15 protein-coding genes, 1 tRNA gene and 1 riboswitch are annotated in these 17,990 nt (G+C 63.2%); of the genes, 7 read left to right on the top strand and 9 right to left on the bottom strand.

The window, feature by feature from the left end:
- The first annotated feature begins 76 nt into the window (after positions 1 to 76).
- Positions 77 to 152 (top strand) — tRNA-Thr (locus F3W81_RS14960).
- A gap of 130 nt (positions 153 to 282) precedes the next feature.
- Here F3W81_RS14960 and F3W81_RS14955 read toward each other — a convergent pair.
- Positions 283 to 723 (bottom strand): GNAT family N-acetyltransferase, encoded by a 441-nt coding sequence (locus tag F3W81_RS14955; RefSeq protein ID WP_226941700.1) that lies wholly within the window; start codon positions 721 to 723, stop codon positions 283 to 285.
- Between the two features lie 195 nt (positions 724 to 918).
- Here F3W81_RS14955 and F3W81_RS14950 point away from each other — a divergent pair, with 195 nt between their 5' ends.
- The 5 genes from F3W81_RS14950 to F3W81_RS14930 all read left to right on the top strand — a co-directional run bounded on the left by F3W81_RS14950 (position 919) and on the right by F3W81_RS14930 (position 8,452).
- Entirely contained in the window at positions 919 to 1,992 is a 1,074-nt protein-coding gene (locus F3W81_RS14950) for a bifunctional transcriptional activator/DNA repair enzyme AdaA (protein WP_193079921.1), read from the top strand.
- Positions 1,989 to 2,741 carry an isocitrate lyase/PEP mutase family protein gene (locus F3W81_RS14945; RefSeq protein WP_193079920.1) on the top strand — a complete coding sequence of 251 codons (753 nt, stop codon included), beginning with the start codon at positions 1,989 to 1,991 and terminating at the stop codon, positions 2,739 to 2,741. The genes F3W81_RS14950 and F3W81_RS14945 overlap by 4 nt, the downstream gene beginning before the upstream one ends.
- Positions 2,742 to 3,590: 849 nt before the next feature.
- Positions 3,591 to 5,318, top strand: a complete 1,728-nt coding sequence (locus tag F3W81_RS14940) for an Hsp70 family protein (RefSeq protein ID WP_319022264.1) — start codon at positions 3,591 to 3,593, stop codon at positions 5,316 to 5,318.
- A complete protein-coding gene (locus F3W81_RS14935; protein WP_193079918.1) occupies positions 5,311 to 6,594 on the top strand; it encodes a J domain-containing protein in 1,284 nt (427 codons plus the stop codon). Before F3W81_RS14940 ends, F3W81_RS14935 begins: the two co-directional genes overlap by 8 nt.
- A gap of 1 nt (position 6,595) precedes the next feature.
- The gene (locus F3W81_RS14930) at positions 6,596 to 8,452 is read left to right on the top strand and encodes a hypothetical protein (protein ID WP_193079917.1); all 1,857 of its coding nucleotides are present in this window, start codon (positions 6,596 to 6,598) and stop codon (positions 8,450 to 8,452) included.
- Between the two features lie 218 nt (positions 8,453 to 8,670).
- Here the strand turns inward: F3W81_RS14930 and F3W81_RS14925 are convergent, their stop codons facing one another.
- From F3W81_RS14925 to F3W81_RS14890, 8 genes are all read right to left on the bottom strand, one after another.
- Positions 8,671 to 8,931 carry an ATP-binding cassette domain-containing protein gene (locus F3W81_RS14925; protein ID WP_193079916.1) on the bottom strand — a complete coding sequence of 87 codons (261 nt, stop codon included), beginning with the start codon at positions 8,929 to 8,931 and terminating at the stop codon, positions 8,671 to 8,673.
- 49 nt (positions 8,932 to 8,980) lie between these two features.
- A complete protein-coding gene (locus F3W81_RS14920; protein WP_193083914.1) occupies positions 8,981 to 9,955 on the bottom strand; it encodes a FecCD family ABC transporter permease in 975 nt (324 codons plus the stop codon).
- A gap of 71 nt (positions 9,956 to 10,026) precedes the next feature.
- Complete coding sequence (locus tag F3W81_RS14915) at positions 10,027 to 11,070, bottom strand: ABC transporter substrate-binding protein (protein WP_193079915.1); 1,044 nt, start codon at positions 11,068 to 11,070, stop codon at positions 10,027 to 10,029.
- A gap of 56 nt (positions 11,071 to 11,126) precedes the next feature.
- Positions 11,127 to 11,338, bottom strand: a riboswitch (cobalamin riboswitch).
- A gap of 89 nt (positions 11,339 to 11,427) precedes the next feature.
- Entirely contained in the window at positions 11,428 to 12,546 is a 1,119-nt protein-coding gene (locus F3W81_RS14910; protein WP_193079914.1) for an exonuclease domain-containing protein, read from the bottom strand.
- Between the two features lie 105 nt (positions 12,547 to 12,651).
- Positions 12,652 to 13,860 carry an acetylornithine deacetylase gene (gene argE, locus F3W81_RS14905; protein ID WP_193079913.1) on the bottom strand — a complete coding sequence of 403 codons (1,209 nt, stop codon included), beginning with the start codon at positions 13,858 to 13,860 and terminating at the stop codon, positions 12,652 to 12,654.
- Positions 13,857 to 15,347 carry a tripartite tricarboxylate transporter permease gene (locus F3W81_RS14900; protein ID WP_193079912.1) on the bottom strand — a complete coding sequence of 497 codons (1,491 nt, stop codon included), beginning with the start codon at positions 15,345 to 15,347 and terminating at the stop codon, positions 13,857 to 13,859. Before F3W81_RS14900 ends, argE begins: the two co-directional genes overlap by 4 nt.
- 12 nt (positions 15,348 to 15,359) lie before the next feature.
- Entirely contained in the window at positions 15,360 to 15,854 is a 495-nt protein-coding gene (locus F3W81_RS14895) for a tripartite tricarboxylate transporter TctB family protein (protein WP_193079911.1), read from the bottom strand.
- Positions 15,855 to 15,945: 91 nt separating this feature from the next.
- Complete coding sequence (locus F3W81_RS14890; protein ID WP_193079910.1) at positions 15,946 to 16,917, bottom strand: Bug family tripartite tricarboxylate transporter substrate binding protein; 972 nt, start codon at positions 16,915 to 16,917, stop codon at positions 15,946 to 15,948.
- 127 nt (positions 16,918 to 17,044) lie between these two features.
- Between F3W81_RS14890 and F3W81_RS14885 the strand changes: the two genes are divergently transcribed.
- The gene (locus F3W81_RS14885) at positions 17,045 to 17,956 is read left to right on the top strand and encodes a LysR family transcriptional regulator (protein ID WP_193079909.1); all 912 of its coding nucleotides are present in this window, start codon (positions 17,045 to 17,047) and stop codon (positions 17,954 to 17,956) included.
- Positions 17,957 to 17,990: the final 34 nt, after the last annotated feature.

The following is a 17,990-nucleotide window of genomic DNA, read 5'->3' as shown; positions in this document are numbered from 1 at the left end:
GCCGCGGAGGGGTGTTATAGCCCCGCCGCACGATGGCGGTTTTCACCCCGGTGATTGTCGCCCTGGTCCAAGACGTGCCGCTGTAGCTCAGCTGGTAGAGCACATCATTCGTAATGATGGGGTCGGGGGTTCGAATCCCTTCAGCGGCACCACTATCTTACTGAAACGTAAGTAAAAAATGGACGCCCTCCGGGGCGTCCTTTTGTTTTTGCGATGTCGTGGAACCACTATGGAACCAACGGCTGGTCTCCGGGGGTCACGCGTGCCTCTCGGGCAGGCAGATCAATCGGGGTTCCAGGTGTAGTAGTTGTCGAGCGCGTCTGAGCTCTCCAGACCGAATCCGAGCGAGATGTAGAACGCATTTGCAGGGCTGTCGCGAAGCGCCATGAGGCGCAGCGGCAGGCCAGCCTCCCGTGCCCGGTCCTGAACGGAGCGGACGATGCGCCGGCCCAAGCCGCCGCCCTGATGGTCTGGCCGGATGTAGATGTGATCAAGGTAGAGATGGTCGGAGCGGTCGCGGACGACATAGAATCCAATCAGATCCTCGCCGGACCAGACAACGCGCGTGTCGCGGGAGTCGTAGGTTTCCAAGAAACGGTTGCGCGCCCTCTCCGGATCGAAGCGACCGACGGCTTCGAGGCTTGGTCGCATCGCCTCGACGCGGATGTCGGCGAGGGCGGAGGGGTCAACGTTGGTGGCGTCGGAGAGGGTGATCGCGTGCATGGATGGGCATTCCGCTGGGCTTCGCGCGTTTACACGCCGTTGGTTGAGGGCTCGAACCGTCTCCGCGCCTTGCGCGAGGGGAGGTTGAGCGGGTCGAAGTACCATTTTGGTGCGACTGCGCCAATGTCGGCAAAAAGAAAAATAGACGCCTGATTTCCGGCGGCACAGCTTCGGCCAAGCGGCTAAGGTTCCGGCATGTTATTTGACCTCCCAGATCACGACACGCTGTATCAAGCGCTGCTGGACCGCAACGCGGCCTATGATGGGCAGGCGTATGTTGGCGTCGCGACGACCGGCACTTTCTGTCGGCTGACCTGCCCCGCGCGCAAGCCCAAGACGGAAAACTGCACCTTCTACGCGTCGGTTGGTGCGTGCATCGAGGCCGGTTTCCGTGCCTGCAAGAGGTGTCATCCGCTGCAGCCGATGGCCTCCGCCGACCCGGCGATTGCCGCGCTTCTGTCGGCGCTGGATGAGCGTCCGGAGTATCGCTGGTCAGAGAGCGACATTGACCGCATGGGCTTTGACCTCTCGACGGTGAGGCGCAGTTTCAAACGGCAATTCGGGATGACGTTTCTTGAGATGGCCCGACAGCGCCGGCTGCGCGATGGGTTTGCGACGATCTCGGACGGTGGGCGGGTGATCGATGCGCAGCTGGACGCCGGGTTCGAATCCGCCAGCGCGTTCAGGGTGTCGTTTGCAAAGCTTCTGGGCCGTGCGCCGGGCAGGCTGGACAGCACGCCGATCCTCTTTGCCAACTGGATTGAAACGCCGCTCGGAAACATGATCACGGTTTGCAGCCAGTCTCAGCTGCATCTGCTGGAATTCATCGACCGCAAGGCCCTGCAAGCTGAGCTGGGCAAGCTGGATGCCTTTGCCAAAGGCAAGATCGGGGTCGGCAAAACGCCACCCGGAGAGCAAATCAGAGGCGAGCTTGCTGCCTTTTTTGACGGGGTTTCTGCCAATTTCCTGACGCCGCTTGCCTATGGCGGATCGTCCTTTGCCCGCAGCGTCTGGGAGGAGCTGCGGCGGATCCCGCCCGGGCAGACCCGCAGCTACTCCGACATCGCCAGACGCCTTGGGCGCCCCTCTGCCAGCCGCGCGGTGGCACGCGCCAATGGAGCCAATCAGATCGCGCTTGTCGTGCCCTGCCATAGGGTTATCGGCGCCGATGGATCGCTGACGGGATACGGCGGTGGCCTGTGGCGCAAGCAGAAGCTGCTGGAGATCGAACGACACTACCGCTCAACATCCAGGGAACATGCAGAATGACGCATCAGGCACAGCCGTTCAGGGCGCTTCACATCAAGGGCGAACCGCTCGTGCTCTACAATATCTGGGACGCTGGCGGTGCTAAGGCTCTGGCGGAGTCTGGTGCCAAGGCAGTCGCAACGGGAAGCTGGTCGATGGCTGCGGCGCATGGCTTTGAGGATGGCGAGGACATTCCGCTGGATCTGGTCGTTCAGATCGTTGAACGCATTGCGGAGAGCAGTGATCTGCCTGTCACCGTAGACTTTGAGGGGGGATATGCCGTCGCCCCCGACCGGGTTGCAGAGAACGTGCGCCGGATCATCCAGGCGGGCGCGGTCGGCATCAACTTTGAAGATCAGATCGTTCAGGGTGAAGGGCTTTATGCCGTCGAGGATCAGATCGAGCGGATCAAAGCTGTGCGGCAGGCCGCGAACGAGGAAGGGGTTGACCTGTTCATCAATGCGCGGACGGATCTGTTTCTCGGGACGGATCCTTCAACCCATGCGATGCGGGTCGGCGAAGCCATCGCACGCGAGGCCGCCTACAAGAACGCTGGTGCAGACGGGTTCTTTGTTCCCGGGCTGACCGATCATGCGCTGATCCAGACAATCGTGGATGCCGTCAGCCTGCCTGTGAATGTCATGATGATGGGCGAGCTGACGTCCATCGCCAGTGTCGCTGATCTCGGCGTCTCTCGCGTCAGCTATGGCCCAGGACCATACATCAATGCGATGTCTGACCTCAAAGACCGTTTTGGTGCGCTGAAGTAGAGTCTGCAGGGCCGGCCAAGACGCCCAAGGCAGTGGTGAGCAGACCGCCTAAGCGCGATTGGCGTCCGACCTGTGGCAGGCGGTTCCGTTTTGCCTGGCGTCTGACAAGGGATTTGATCGCTGAGGATGTTCGTTTGGCCAAAGCCGAACGCGCAGGTGCGCCCGGCTTTGGCATTGCTGTCCTACACGTCAGAGGGCGGGAGGCAAAGCTCCTCCGTTCCCGCAAGCGGGTTGGTATGTACGTTCATGTCTGTTTCCTTAGGGCAGCGCATGGGAGCGCCATTTCGATGCACCCATGTTCCTTTCGGCCCGGCAAAAATCCAAAGCGGAAAAAGTCAGATAGTCGATTCATTGGGATGCGAAATAAATAATTGATTACACCCGGTAATCCCTAGGAACCGCGCTGACGTAGCCGCCAGAATACAGAGCAAGATTGCATCTGGAAACAGTTCTGAGCGTTCGTGGCGGCCACTGCGATGGACCGGAAAGAGCCCCGTTTGCAAGACGCTGTGCAGCGCTCCTACGACCGTCAAGCGCAGATACCGGACGGCGCAAGGGGGCAATTGACCGAGCGACTACGGACCGAATGGCCAGAAGCGGCCATTCGTCTCCGACCCTCCCGTGCGGGTCGCATTTTGGGGTCCTGATGAGCTTTCGGCTGATATCGAACGAATAAAATGCGGGGGGCGACAGGAGAAGAAGAGGAAAAGGTAAAGTTGCTTAAGGCGATGTCACAACGCGACTCTGGTGCAGTTCATTTTGCAATTTCGATTGTGAAGAATCGTGCTTGGCGATACTTTGAAAAAACGAATTCTCCCCGCGTCGTCCGGTCAGAATCAACAATTCTGTATGGTCGCTTCAGAGTTCTCCAAAATGATCATCGGCATCGACCTTGGGACGACGAATTCTCTCGTTTCGGTATTCACTGAACAGGGTCCAGTTCTGATCCCTAATTCGATGGGCGCGACCCTCACACCTTCCGCAGTACATATGGATGGGCAGGAACGCGTTATTACGGGTGCCTCTGCCAAGGACCATTTGATCAACAGTCCCGGCGCCACCGCAGCGCGGTTCAAGCGTCTGATGGGGACGAGCAAGACGACCCTGCTCAAGAAAAAGGCCTATAGCCCCGAAGATCTGTCCAGCTTTGTCCTGCGCGCCCTCAAGGCCGATGCAGAGGTGTTTTTGGGCCAGGAAGTCTCCGAGGCAGTGATATCCGTGCCTGCGTATTTCAACGACATTCAGCGCAAGGCGACGATCACGGCGGCCAAGTTGGCGGGACTGACTGTCCGCCGTCTGATCAACGAGCCGACCGCGGCCGCGCTTGCCTACGGGCTGCAGGACAAAGAGGCTGAAAACACCTTTCTGATTGTCGATCTGGGCGGCGGCACATTCGACGTGTCGATCCTGGAAATGTTTTCCGGCGTGATGGAGGTGAGGGCTTCTGCGGGCGATGCGTTTCTTGGGGGGGAGGACTTCACCGACCGGATCGTCACTTATTTCGCGAAAACGCTGGGGCTCAAACTGTCCGACATCGAAGCGTCCGAACTGTCGCGCCTGCGCGCCGTCGCCGATCACGCGAAGCACCTTCTGTCGGATGAGCCGCGCGTCTCTCTGTCATATAGACACGCGGAGGAGGAGCGCATCCTCAGCCTGTCGCGCGACACGTTCGAGGACCTGACCGCAGACCTTGTGAACCGTATGAAAGTCCCGTTGCAGCGGGCCATCGGCGATGCCGGTCTGTCCGCATCCCAGATCGACCGGATCGTCATGGTCGGGGGCGCCACGCGGATGCTCTCGGTGCGCAATCTGATCACGCGGCTGTTCAAACGCTTTCCCGAATACGCCCTCGATCCCGATACCGTGGTTGCCTTGGGGGCGGCTGTGCAGGCCGGACTGGTCTCGCGTGATGTGGCGCTCGACGATGTCGTGATGACAGATGTGTGCCCGTTCACGCTGGGGTTCGAGACGTCGCGCAAGACCGGTGCTGACGGCCACTTCGAGAACGGGCTCTTCATGCCGCTGATCGAACGCAACACCACCATCCCGGCCAGCCGCAACCAGATGGTTGAGACGGTTCAGCTTGGGCAGACGCAGCTGCATCTGAACATCTATCAGGGCGAAGCGCCCTATGTGCGCGACAACATTCGGATTGGGTCTTACAAGATCACGCTGCCCTACAACACGGCGGATTATGAAAAGGTGGACGTGCGGTTCACCTACGACAGTTCCGGGGTGCTGGAGGTCATCGCGACGACGCTGGCCACGAAAGAAACCAAGACGCTGATCATCGAAAACGCGCCCGGTGCCATGAGTGCCGAGGCAATCGCGAAACGGTTCAAGGAACTGGAGCGGATTAAGATCCACCCGCGCGAGGACGCTGTCAACGAGGCGCTGATCTCGCATGTCACTGCGGCCTACGGCAATGCCCTGGGTCGTCAAAGGACAGAGATAGGGATGTTGCTGGGTGAGTTCGAAGAGGCGCTGCGCACCTATGACAAACGCCTGATCGCTCACACGAGGAGCAGGATCGAGGGGATGCTCAAGAGTATCGAAGGCAGCAGTGTCTTTGACTGATCCGTTCAAGGTTCTTGGCCTGAGCCGCGATACCGCAACGCAATCGGACGTCAAATCCGCCTACGCCCGGCTTCTCAAGGTCACCCGTCCCGAAGATGACCGCGCCGCCTTCATGGAATTACGTGAGGCGTTCGAACAGGCCCGCCGCACGGTTCCTGTACAGCTGCCGATTGCCGAAGCGCCCGCGAAGACGTCGGTGGAAACAGAGACCGGCAGTCAGCTTCTCATGCCGGTGCGGCGGATCGAATGGCACTACGACGACGCGCTGAACTGGAACTTTGATACCTCGCCGAAGGGCAAGCTGAGCGAGAGCGTGATCCGCTGGATGGTCGCCGGTGGTCCTGACGCAGCGACGAGGGTCCCCGCGTTCGCCGAAGCCCGCATCGCATTGGACAAGCACGACGCCGATGCTTTCCTCGACCAGATTACCGAATTCATTTTTGCCGCCACCGATCCCGAAGAGCGTCGGCACACCAAACCGGTATGGGAGCCGATAGAAGGGACGCGCCCGGCGTGGCTGACTGACGATCTGATCCGCGCCCTGGCCAACGACATCGGCCTGTTGCAGGTGCGACCCATGAATGCCTACACCGCGCGCAGCTTCAACACGGTCCAAGCGCTGTTCGCGTCGGTCCTTGATCGGAACGCGGCAGCGGCGCCCGTCGACGTCCTGGAGAAATTTCAGCACGAACAGAACGAGGCATACAAGGACGACCACGGCTCGTACTTCGACAGGCACCAGAAAGCCTGGGTCGACCTGTCGCCCGTGGGCGTGGCCATGGCTGATCTCAAGGCTGCGTTTGACGCGAACGCCGACGATATGGTGGAAACCTGCAAACCGATCCTGCAGCGCGAAGACATTCAGGCGCTGGACGAATTTCAGAACCTCGACAACCAGTTACGCTTTCACATCGCCGAAGCATCGGGCGGCAACAGTGGTATCAGATGGCCGACCTATGCGGACTGGATGACCCCGGATCTGTTGGCGCTGCTGGATGACACCTTTGGATGGACCCGCCATTTCGGAAACCATCCGTGGGAACGTCAGCAATACGATTGGCTGCACCGCGTCCTTGATCGCCACGGTGCGCTATCCGCCGCTGCTGACCGCGAGCGCGCGCGGGCGCGCGAACACGCGCAGGCGCATGCATCTGAGCCACGGCGCGATGCGCGTATGCCGGGAATCCTGGAATTGTTCTTTGCCCGCCCGCGCACGCTGATGATCACCTACTACGTTTACCGCGTGGTGCAGGTCATCTGGCGGCTGGCGGTCTGATATGTTCTGGTACGGGTTTTCAGCCTTGGTCGTGATCGGTCTTTCCTATGCCTTCTACCGCGAGGGCAGCCAAAGCGAACCGCGCATGTTCACACGGGCGGAGTGGCACAGAATGGGCGGCTTTGTGGCGGTGGTCGGGACGATTGTCGCGGCAGAACTCCTGGTGCCTTCGACCCGGTGGACCGGACTTCCGCCGCCCCCACGCATCGAGCCCGCCCGCTACATCGACGATCTGCGATGGAGTGAGGGGGCGTTGACCTTCCATGACCTTGCCGACCGGCATCCATGGGCTTGGGCGTTCGGCACGACCGACCGGGCAGAGGTTGAACAGCGGATCAAAGGTGATCTGGATCTGGCCGCGGCACAGATGGAGAAAAACCGCGAACGCCAGCCGTTTCTGAGTAGCATGGCGCTGTACGCCGGTGTCTACGCTGAAGATGACGCCAACTACGCCGTATTCTCAGAAGGTTTGACCCTCGCCTTCAAGGATCTCGATGCGCTGTTTCGCTCGACAGGCAGCAGCGCTGGCACCCGTGTGACAGTGGCGAAAGCCGACGCCTTTATCGCGGTCCACCTGAAGGCCGCGGCAGACGTGGCGCAGACTGTCGCGAGCAAAGCCAGCGCCGACGCCGACAAGGCCTTCGACGACTACGTCACCCTTCATGACACCGCCGCAAGCGAGCCGCCAGATCCCGTCCGGAAACGATTGGCCGACCTGAAATTCGACGCTTGGGCTGCGCGGCTCGCTGCCCGCAGCCCGGGTGATGCCATCGAGCGGGGCCTGCAGGACGTCGAAGAGATGTCACGTCAGATGTCATCCATCCAAGCGCTACCGGATTTCGGGGTGCCGCTTCCTGTCTATGAGCAGAAGCTGACCGTCCCTGCGGACAAGGTATCGCTGCGGATCCCGCCTGCCGTCTGGTCCGCAACCGCCGCCCTCAACGCCCTGCAAGACGCCGTGACAGGTCGCAAACGCGCCGGTCCTTTGGCAACAGAAGAGTATCGCTGTGTCCTTGCATCGGATGACGCCGCCGGGACACCCGGCGTGCAGATGCTGTGCGAAGCCGCGCTGGGGTTGCCCATCGATTACGATCTGACTGCGCAAAGCTGCGGGGACGGTATCGCCTGGGCAAGCTGTCGGGAAAGCTGGATTTTCCCGCACCTCAATGTGGTCTATCGAAAAGGCAGCTTTACTGTCTATGCGCCAAAGCCCGCCGCACCCGCGCCGCAGACGCCGGCGCTCACGCAGTGGGTCGCCACTTGGGACGGCGTGGAACGGCCCTTGGCACCATCTGCCACCTTCGCGTGGGACGGTGAAACCGATGTTCTGGGCGCGCTTGCCCTGCGCCAGGATCCCGCGGCTGGTGTCCGCGATCTTCGCATATGGCGAGACTATCGCGATGAAACGGCGATCACGCAGCCGGACGCACATGCTTTCAGGTCGGTCGAAATACCCGCGACCACGCTCACCACCCGAAACGAAAGCGCGCCGCAGTTTCTAGCTCTGGGAACGTCGCGCGTGTCGCCGCCCGATCCCGCCGACACCCGATTGCAGGTCGTCAGACGGGCCCTTGAAGGTCGCCAGGACCTACTCGCTTTTCTCGCCAGCCAGACATTTTCTTCCAGCCCGGAAAACAGCGACCCCGACCTGCCGGTATCCGGGCTGTCGCCAAAATGCGAATACCACCGCACCCCTTATGGGATCCCGGTGGATATCGAAAATGTCGCGGCCTTGGAGGTCAGAATGTCAATCGCCGAGGGGTCGATATGTGATGCAATGAGGGCCTACGGGCTTCTGCTGGACAGTCTCGTCCGGTCGGCAGCGCGAGGCTCGTGGTTCTGGTTAATGTCATTGTAGTAAGAAGGGGGCCTTTTACCAAACTTGCGATTGCTGCGAACGACAGCTCTCCGCCCTTCAAGTTGGTGCGCCGTGGTATGCTGCGCCTCGCAAGACCGCGCGAAAGGGCTGCCGCCAGCCTCCTCCGGTGCAAGGTGCGACTGGTGGCCAAGGGCTGGAATGTCGCGCCCACACATCTTAGACACGTTCGGATTTATCGGGACCCGAGCCCAAATGCGTCAGCACATTTCCGGTTTTCTTGACCGTCCTTCGACGCGTTTCACGATCATGGTGGTGGCCTGCTGTTCGATCAGCGCCATGCGCCGGGCCAGGTCTGCGCGACGAAAGCTCTGGATGGGGCGGTCATCAAGATAGGCCGCGCCGCCGGTGCCCTGGCGCAGCCCGGCCAGCAATCGCAGCAGGCTGGACTTGCCCGAGCCGTTCGGCCCGACCAGCGCCAGAACGCCCGTGTCGGGCAGGCGCAGGGTGACGCCGTGCACAAAGGGGGCGGTGCAGACGGTCTCCAGGAAATATCCTCGGTGCGCAGGGTCATCGCGTGCCCCGCGACCGCCAGAGAATGAAGGCGAAGGCAGGTGCGCCGAACAGCGCCGTAATCACGCCGATGGGCAGGACCTGCCCGGGCAGCACGACGCGCGACAGCACATCGGCGGCCACCATGAAGACGCCTCCCGCAAGGGCCGAGGCGAGGATCAGGCGGCCATGCGACGGCCCGACGAGGAACCGCGTGGCATGGGGGACCACCAGTCCGACAAAGCCGACAGCGCCCACGATGCTGACCATTGCCGCCGTCAGCAGGGCGGTCAGGGCGAACAGCTCGACCCGCACGCGCAACACCTCCACCCCGAGCGAGGCGGCGGCATCCTCCCCAAAGGCGAAGGCATCGAGGGCCCTCGCGCGGTAGAGGCAGACCGCCAGCCCGAGCGCCGTGACCGGAAAGGCGATAGCCGCATCGGGCCAGCGCACCCCGCCGAGGCTGCCCAGAAGCCAGAACATGATCCCGCGGGTCTGCTCGGCGCTGGCCGAGGAGGTGACGATGAAAGAGGTCGCGGCGTTGAACAGCTGTGCCCCGGCAATCCCGGCAAGGATGATCCGCTCGGTCCCGCCACCGGAGCCGAAGGCGAGGATGGCGACGAAAGCGAAGGCCAGACCGGCCCCGGCGAAGGCCCCTGCGGAGACCGTCAGCGCCCCGGCCCCCAGCGTCAGCACGATGACCGCGACCGCCCCGGTGGAGGCGCCTGCCGAAATCCCCAGCAGGTAGGGCTCGGCCAGCGGGTTGCGCAGCAGCGCTTGCAGAACGGTGCCGCAGATCGCCAGCGCCGCACCGGAGCAGATGGCCACGGCCGCGCGGCTGAGGCGGTAGTGCCAGATGATGCCTTCGTGGATGGGGTCGACCGCCATGTCGAGACCGAGGAGGCGATTGCCTAGGGTGCGGGCCACCTCCTGCGGTGTCACGACGATTTCCCCGATCAGAACCGCGGCCGCCGTCACCGCCAGCAGCGCCATGATGGCGAGCAGCAGGAACGGACCCAGCCTCAGCACCGCATGCTGATGCAGCGCGCTGCGGGAGGTGGCGATCACTCGGTCAGACCCTGCAGGCGCAGGCCATCGGCGAGGGTCTCGACGCCGTCGACGGCGCGCAGGGTCGGGTTCATCGACTGCGCTGACATCTCGATCAGGTGGCCGTTGCGCACCGCGCTCAGCTGGCTCGCAACGGGATCGGTCTGCAGAAATGCGCGCTTGGCCGCGACATCATCGCCGGGCAGGTTGCGCCGCTCCATGGTGCTCAGAACGATCACGTCGGGGTCGAGGCCACTGATGGTTTCCCAGCCTACGAGGGGCCATTCCTCGTCCGAGGTGATCACGTTGCGCACGCCGACGACATCGGAAATCCACGCCGGGGCCCCGAAACGCCCGGCGACATAGGCCTCGCCGTCGATCTGCGGCGAGGAGAACCAGTAGAGCACCGAAACGTCTCTGGCCTGCAGGGTGGCGGCGTGAGAGGCGGCGCTGTCGATCCGCGCGGCATTGGCGGCGATCAGCGCGTCCCCCGCGTCCTGCACGTCAAATATGCGCGCCAGCTCTGCGATTTCGAGGTTCAGCAGGTCCATGCTCCAGGCCTGCGAGCGAGCACCGTCCCCGCTGCCGGCGCTGAAGTCGCTTTTGGCGCATTCGGCGGGCGAGACATAGGTGGTGACGCCGAAATCCGCGAATTGATCGAAGGTTGCGACACGCGCTTGTTCGGGGGCGATGTCATTGACCCACTGGGCTGCGACAAAGTCGGGCCGGGTGTTCAGCACGGCCTCGAAGCTGGGGGAGTTGTCCGCAAGGCGCGGCAGGGCATTGCCCGCTTCGGCCAGCGCGGCGGGCAGCGGCGCCAGCCAGATCCCGGTGCCGACGATGCGCTCAGCCAGCCCGAGGGAGAGCAGGATTTCCGTCGTCCCCTGCCCGATGGACACCGCCCGTTCGGGGGCCGCATCGACGCTGACGGTGCGCTGACAATTGCGGATGTCGACGGGATACTGCGTCGGCTGGGCGTGGGCCTGAGTGGCAGAGAGCGCCAGCAGAGGGCCCGCAAGCATGCCGATTGTGCGGCGGGGGCCGCGAGAGATGCGAGACATTGATGCTCCTTTTCCGGACGCCCCGTCCGGTGGTCATAGAGGTGTCAGACCCGCGTGATCACGGGGCCGGAACGGCAGGTCTCCTGACTCGCGGGCATGGTTCCGACACCGCCTTCCCGCATCGAAAGATGCAGTGGCCTCGCCGTCTGCGGCGATTGGATCGGAACGCGCGCTTACAGTTGCGGGGGCAGTCCCGGATTTCGCAGGGCAAGCTGCGGCACCGGGTTCCCTTTTCATCCCGTGGGGAACCGTTCGGGCGGGAATTTCTGTCTTGGGGGGCTGTTTGTCAAGCTGCAGGAGCGCTGGGGCATGACGCGAGGGGGGGCAGGCGCTGTTGTCGGGCGCGTCGAAGGCCCCTCAGAGGGTGCGCTTGCGGGCCCGCACCGCCAGAGCCTCAAATCGCCCGCCGCTGTGCCCTGCGAAATGGCGGCACCATGCGGTCAGGAAGGCACGCTCCTGCTCTGCGTGCCGACCCTTGCTGAGCAGGATGGCGACGCGCCACGCGGTATGGGACGCGGGGATTTCGCCGGTCTCGAAATGGGCATGGCAGGCCAGCGAAAGACGCTCGACCTGTTCGCAGAGGTCATGATCGGAGGCGACGAGTTGCGCACTGACGCCCTCTGCGGAGGGGGGCGTTGGCAGGCCGCTTTCTCGGCGCAGTTGCGCGACCTCGGCCTGCGACAAGGGCCGTGTCTGCTGAAGTCGCGCCACAAGCGCGTCCAGTTTGCGCAGTGTGGCGAGAGGTGAGGCGGACTGCGCTGTTTTCGAGGTCTTTTTGCGCGGCGGGGCGATCATCTCGGCGAGGGTCAGGCCGGTGCGCTCCTCGGCCAGCAACACGACGAGCGCGGCGGCCTTGGCATCTTCGCCCGCATCGTGGTGCTCGAAATCCAGCGACAGCGCCTGTTTGAGGTGGCCAAGCCCATGTCCGCCGTTGCCGCGAAATTCCGGCCAGGCGCGTCGGGCGATCTGCACGCTGTCGGCCCAGCTCCAGTCAGGCTCCGCGATGCCATAGCTGCGGCAGGCCGCATACATGGCGCGCTTGTCGAAGGGGCTGTGCTGGATGATGAGCTGTTGCCCAAGCAGAGGCGCGATCTGTGCCAGAACGACGGGAAATGTCGCGGCACCACGGACCTCATCCGGGCCGATGCCATGCAGGGTCACGTTGAAGCCGGAAAAGCGCTGCTCCGGATCGACGAGGCTGCTGGTGACATGGACCGTGCCGTCATGGCGCACGCAGGCCAGACCGATCTGGCAAATGCTGGCGGCATCGGAGTTGGCGGTTTCGACATCCAGAGCGATAAACCGGAACGGGCCTTCGGGGAGCGCAAAGGGCGGCACCTCTGTCAGACGGGTCGTGGTCCGGATGTCAGACGAGGTCCCTTTGCGGCCTGCGGGCAGATCCCTTTGGGCGGTGTGGTCTGACCCGGCCTCTGCCGCCGCCTGCGTCCTGTCCCGTAGCCATGTCTTGAACGGCATTCATCCCTCAGTTCTGTTTGCAGCGATGATCCCATTTTGGCGAACATCGCTGCAAATGTCACGGGGCGTCCCGGATGGGATGCAGACGCCCCGTGCGGTGGGGGATCAGCCGGCCGTGGGCGGCTCGGAAATTGCCTCGATCAGCGATCCGAGGAAGCCGAGGCACTGGCGCAACTGCTCAAGGGCAACGAATTCATTCGGCTTGTGCGCCTGATCGATCGAGCCGGGGCCGACAATGACCGCCGGAACCCCGCCGATCTGCTCGAACACGCCGCCTTCTGAGCCGAAAGATACCTTGCCGCCCCATTCGGGCAGCAGATCGGCGTAGCGCGCAAACCCTGCGGTGTCGCGCGCATCCCCCATCGCCGGATAGGCGAAGAGGCGGTCAAAGCGGATGCCGGTGCCCGCCGCCTTTGCGGCCATGGGCACGCAAACTTCGGCTTCGATCTCGGCCAGCAGAGCGTCCATGTCAGCCTCCGGGTCCATGCCGCTGATCGAGCGCAGCTCAAAGGTGAAACCGGCGCTGTCGGGGGTGATATTGGTCGCGACACCGCCGTCGATCATCGTGGTCAGCATCGTGGCATGGGGCACGGTGAAATCAGGGTCGAACGGCCCTTCAGAGAGGTAGCGGCGGGCACGGGCGGCGATGCGGCCGATGGCCTCGGCGGCGTGCTCGATCGCGTTGACGTGCTGCGGCGCGAAGGACGAATGCCCGGAGGTGCCGGTGATTTCGGCGCGCATTGCGATCTTGCCCTTCTGGCCGGTGATCAGCTGCATCATCGACGGCTCGCCGATGATCGCGAACTCCGGTGATACTGGCAGGGCCGCGAGGTGGCGCGCGATGGCCGGCGCGCCGAGGCAGCCGACCTCCTCGTCATAGGAAAAGCACAGGTAGACCGGGCGGGACAGAGGCGCGCGCGCCAACTCGGGCGCGACGGCCATGACGCAGGCGGCAAAGCCCTTCATGTCGCAGGTGCCACGCCCGAACAGATAGCCGTCCCGCTCGATCATCTCGAAGGGGTCGCTCTCCCACTCCGGCTCGTCCGCGGGCACCACGTCGGTGTGGCCCGACCAGACGAGGCCGGGCACATCCGCAGGGCCGAAGCGGGCGATCAGGTTGGCCTTTTCGCCGCTCTCGTCAGGCAGGATCGTGATGTCGGCCCCGAGGTCGCCCAGATAGGCGGCCATGTGGTCGATCAGGGGGCGGTTGCTGCGCTTGGACACCGTATCAAACCCGATCAACGTCGCCAGTTGCGCCTTGGCGCGCGCCAGCATGTCATCGGAGAGATAGGAGGGGTGACTTTGCATGCTCATGCCGCAACAGCCTTTCTGTCTTTGCTTTTCTGAATTTCACGGCGGACCGTGATGGTGATCACGAAGAGGATCAGGACCGAGAAGATCCAGGTGATCGGAGAGGAGACCAGCACGCTGGGATCGCCGCGCGAAATGGCAAGTGCACGGCGCAGGTTCTCTTCCAGCATCGGGCCGAGAATAAAGGCGATCAGGAAGGGCGCCGCCGGAATATTCAGCAGGAACATGCCAAAACCGACCAGCCCCATGCCCAGCAGCACCGCCACGTCGAACATGCTGGAGGAGATCGAGTAGATCCCGAACAGGCACAGCAGCAGCACCAGCGGCGTCAGCAGCGTCTGCGGGATGTGCGACACGTAAGAGAACATCCGCATGGTGATCTTGCCCGCGAAGAACAGCAGGACCGAGGACACCAGCATGCCGATCAGCAGCATGTAAACCTCGTGGATGTTGGTCTGGAACAGCAGCGGCCCGGGGGTCAGGCCCTGGATCATGAAGGCCCCCAGCATGACGCCGGTGATCACATCCCCCGGCACGCCAAGCGCCAGCAGCGGGATCATTGTCGCACCGCAGGCACCGTTGTTGGCGGATTCAGACGCGGCGATGCCCTCAAGCTCGCCCTTGCCGAAGTTCTTGCCGTTCTTGGAGCTGCGCTGCGCCTCGCCATAGGAAAAGAACGCTGCCGCCGACGGACCGATGCCGGGGATTGCCCCCATGATCGAGCCGATGGCGCTGCCCTTGAGGATCGTGCGCAACGAGCCCATGAACTCGGCCCGCGTGACTTTCTGGTCGCCCAGCTTGGCGGCTTCGTCCTTGTGGGCGGCGCGCAGCACGATCAGCTTGATCAGCTCGGGCAGCGCGAACAGCCCGATCAGCACCGGCGCGATGGCCAGCCCGGATTGCATGTCGTTGGTAAAGGCAAAGCGGAACGAGCCATACATATCCTCGCCCACCGTCGCCAGCAGCAGCCCCAGCCCACCCGAGATCAGCCCGAGCAGCAGCGACCCACCCGACACACCGGCTACGGTGGTCAGCGCGAAAAGCATCAGCATGAAGTATTCGGGCGGCCCGACCTTCAGCGCCAGCAGGGCCAGCGGCGCGGCAAAGAAGATCAGCGAGATGTTGGAGACGAAATCCCCGATCACCGAGGAATAGAGCGCCATGTTCAGCGCCTTGCCGGCCTTGCCCTGCTGCGCCAGCGGGTAGCCGTCGAGCGCGGTACAGGCAGCCGATGCCGTGCCCGGCGTCTTGATCAGGATGGCCGACACCGACCCGCCATAGGTCGAGCCCTTGTAGAGGGCGACCAGCAGCAGGATCGAGGGCACCGGCTGCATGTAAAAGGTAAACGGCAGCGCCAGCGTCACAGCCATGGTGCCGGTCATGCCCGGAATGGCACCGACGATCACGCCGCCCCAGATGCCCGCGATCATGATCAGCAGGTTCTGAAAGGTGGCAACCTCGACAAGCGCGCTCAGAATTTCATGTAGCATCGGTCTCTCCGGTCAAAAGCCGAACGGCTTGGATAGAAGGCCCTTGGGGAACTGTGTGCCAAGTACCGAATGGAAGAACAGCAGGATCAGGATCGGCCCGCCGACGGCCAGCAGTAGGGTCCACAGCCAGCGGCCACGCTCTCCGGTCATCAGGATCGCGGCGAGGGTCAGGGCAATCGTGCCGACCAGAAAGCCGACATAGGGCACCACGATCAGGAACATCGCGAAACAGGCCACGACGCCGATGAAGCGCGCGATCATGCGGGCGCGGCTGCTGCCGTCGGTGTCGACAGGCTCATCCGCGATCCGGGGGCCAAGCACGCCCGCGAGGGCCGAGATCAGGCCAAGCGCAATGCCGGTGATGCAGACGGTGCGCGGCCACATGTCGGGCGGCGGTGCAAAGCCGGGGATGAAGGCGGGGCGCGGCACGAAAGGGGGGATCAGGACAAACAGGGTGAGGGCAAAGAATGCCGCAACCAATAGGCCCCGGAAAACGGGCTTGGCCATGGGGAAGCTCCAGCAGTGGGGGAAGGGTATCCCGAACAGACGGGCAAAGGCTGGCGTGGCCCGCAGATGGGGCCACGCCGGGGGTGTCGGCTTAGTTCGGCAGGTAGCCGAAGTCTTTCGCCATGCCGTTGAACAGCTCGTACTGTGCCTTGGCATAATCGCTCATGTCGACGGTGCCGATGGTCGAGATCGAGCCGCGACGCTTGGCCAGCTCCAGCCACTTCTCGTCGGTCGCAACCTTGCCCAGCACGTCATGCCACTTGGCAACGACGTCTTCCGGCAGATCCTTGGGACCATATAGCGCGCTCCACCCAGCAACCTGACCGGCCTTTTCATAGCCGAGCTCGGCAGCGGTCGGCACATCCGGCAGCGTATCCATGCGGGCCGGTGCGAAGACCATCAGGGCCTTCATGTCGCCGCTCTGGATGTGCGGCATCAGCGAGGCCGCGGCCATCGCCACGAAATCGACGTGCCCGCCCAGCAGAGCCGTCGCCAGCGCGCCGCCGCCTTTGTAGGGGATCAGCGTCGCGGCGGTCAGCGGGTCAAGATCGTTGTCCGCCAGCAGCGACTGCGTGGTGAAGCCGTCGATGGCCGTCGCGCCCGAGGCGGCATAGGTCATGCGACCCTTGCTGTCCTTGATCGCGTCGATCAGGTCGGCGGGGGTGTCGTAGGGGGCATCGCCGCGCACTGCGAGGATCATCGGCGTCGCCTCAAGCGCGCCGAGGAAGGTGTAGGAATCCCACGCCACAGCCGAATCCGGCGTCACGGCAGGCGACAGCGCCATGCCGACGCGGGCCAGCAGCAGGGTATAGCCATCCGCATCGGCTTCGGTCACGGCGCGGGCGCCGGACATGCCACCGGCACCGGGCTTGTTCATCACCGTCACCGGCTGACCCAGATAGGGCTGCGCGGTATCGGCCAGCGCGCGACCGGCCAGATCCGATGCGCCACCGGGGCCATAGGGGACAACCAGCGTCACGGCCTGATCGGGATAGCCGTCCGCAAAGGCGGGGCCGCTTGCAAGCATCGCCACGGATGCAATGGTACCGAGAATTTTTTTCATTTTACCTCACTTGAACACTCCGACCTGGCGATCGGGTTCTGTTGAATGAGGGGAAACATTCACAGTATTCCAGTTTTCGCAATATTGGCGTATAGATTGCCAAAAATGCATACTGAGAGGTTTTGGCGTGTATAAGGTTCGTGAGTTGCAAGCATTCGATGCCTACATGCGCCTCGGCAGCGTCAAGCTGGCGGCGGATGAAATCGCCGCCGGTCAGCCGATGGTCAGCCGTATGTTACAGTCATTAGAGGGAAATATCGGCTTCACCCTGTTTGTGCGCAAACGCAACAAGCTGGTTCCGACGTCCGAGGCGTTCCGCTTTCATCAGATGGTCAGCCAGCACCTTTCCGGCCTGAGGATGCTGGAGCAGGAGGCGATCGCGATTGCAAATGGACAGGTCGGGCACCTGACAATCGCCGCGCAACCGATCTTCTGCGACACGTTTCTGCTCGACGCGCTCAGCCAGTTTCGTGAAACCAACCCCGATGTGTCGGTCAAGATCATCGACGTTGGCATGGCCGAAATGCTGCATATGATCAGCGCGCGCAGCTGCGATATGGCCTTCGGGATCACCCTCAACCCCGAGGCTTTCGGCGGCGCAACCCTGCCGCTGGCCCATTGCGAGGCGCGCTGCATCCTGCCCAAGGGCCACCCCTTGGGCGAGGCGGGCGACATCCCCCTGCCCCGCCTGCGCCGTGAACGCTTTGTCGATCTGGCCGAGGGCAGCCCGCTGCGCCACCGCATCGACAACATGATGGAAACCATCAACGTCCAGCGCGACATCGTGACCGAACTGCGCACCCTGCACGGCGTCGTCAAACTGGTGGAGCGTGGCCTTGGCGTCGCCATCGTCGATCCGGTCGCGCTGCAGCTGGTCGATGCGACGAAGGCCACCGCGCATCGCCTGATCCCCCCGATCACCTGGGAAATTGCGCAGTTCACGCCGCAGGACCGCCCGCTGAGCGGGATTGGCGAAGCGTTCTCCGATGTCGTCTCGCGCGAGATCGACAAGCTGAAAGCGCGCGGTCTGGTCAGCTGAGTTTGCGGCCACGTCCGGCTCTGACGTGCAGAAT

The organism is Pseudooceanicola spongiae, from assembly GCF_014899185.1.
GTDB classification, from domain to species: Bacteria; Pseudomonadota; Alphaproteobacteria; order Rhodobacterales; family Rhodobacteraceae; genus Pseudooceanicola; species Pseudooceanicola spongiae.
This window is presented reverse-complemented; position numbering and strand designations above follow the sequence as displayed.

Bases quoted from the DNA above. Each gene is read 5' to 3' on its own strand.
- F3W81_RS14955 (WP_226941700.1), bottom strand. From the start codon at position 723: ATGCACGCGATCACCCTCTCCGACGCCACCAACGTTGACCCCTCCGCC.
- F3W81_RS14950 (WP_193079921.1), top strand. From the start codon at position 919: ATGTTATTTGACCTCCCAGATCACGACACGCTGTATCAAGCGCTGCTG.
- F3W81_RS14945 (WP_193079920.1), top strand. From the start codon at position 1,989: ATGACGCATCAGGCACAGCCGTTCAGGGCGCTTCACATCAAGGGCGAA.
- F3W81_RS14940 (WP_319022264.1), top strand. From the start codon at position 3,591: ATGGTCGCTTCAGAGTTCTCCAAAATGATCATCGGCATCGACCTTGGG.
- F3W81_RS14930 (WP_193079917.1), top strand. From the start codon at position 6,596: ATGTTCTGGTACGGGTTTTCAGCCTTGGTCGTGATCGGTCTTTCCTAT.
- F3W81_RS14920 (WP_193083914.1), bottom strand. From the start codon at position 9,955: ATGGCGCTGCTGGCGGTGACGGCGGCCGCGGTTCTGATCGGGGAAATC.
- F3W81_RS14915 (WP_193079915.1), bottom strand. From the start codon at position 11,070: ATGTCTCGCATCTCTCGCGGCCCCCGCCGCACAATCGGCATGCTTGCG.
- F3W81_RS14910 (WP_193079914.1), bottom strand. From the start codon at position 12,546: ATGCCGTTCAAGACATGGCTACGGGACAGGACGCAGGCGGCGGCAGAG.
- argE (WP_193079913.1), bottom strand. From the start codon at position 13,860: ATGAGCATGCAAAGTCACCCCTCCTATCTCTCCGATGACATGCTGGCG.
- F3W81_RS14900 (WP_193079912.1), bottom strand. From the start codon at position 15,347: ATGCTACATGAAATTCTGAGCGCGCTTGTCGAGGTTGCCACCTTTCAG.
- F3W81_RS14895 (WP_193079911.1), bottom strand. From the start codon at position 15,854: ATGGCCAAGCCCGTTTTCCGGGGCCTATTGGTTGCGGCATTCTTTGCC.
- F3W81_RS14890 (WP_193079910.1), bottom strand. From the start codon at position 16,917: ATGAAAAAAATTCTCGGTACCATTGCATCCGTGGCGATGCTTGCAAGC.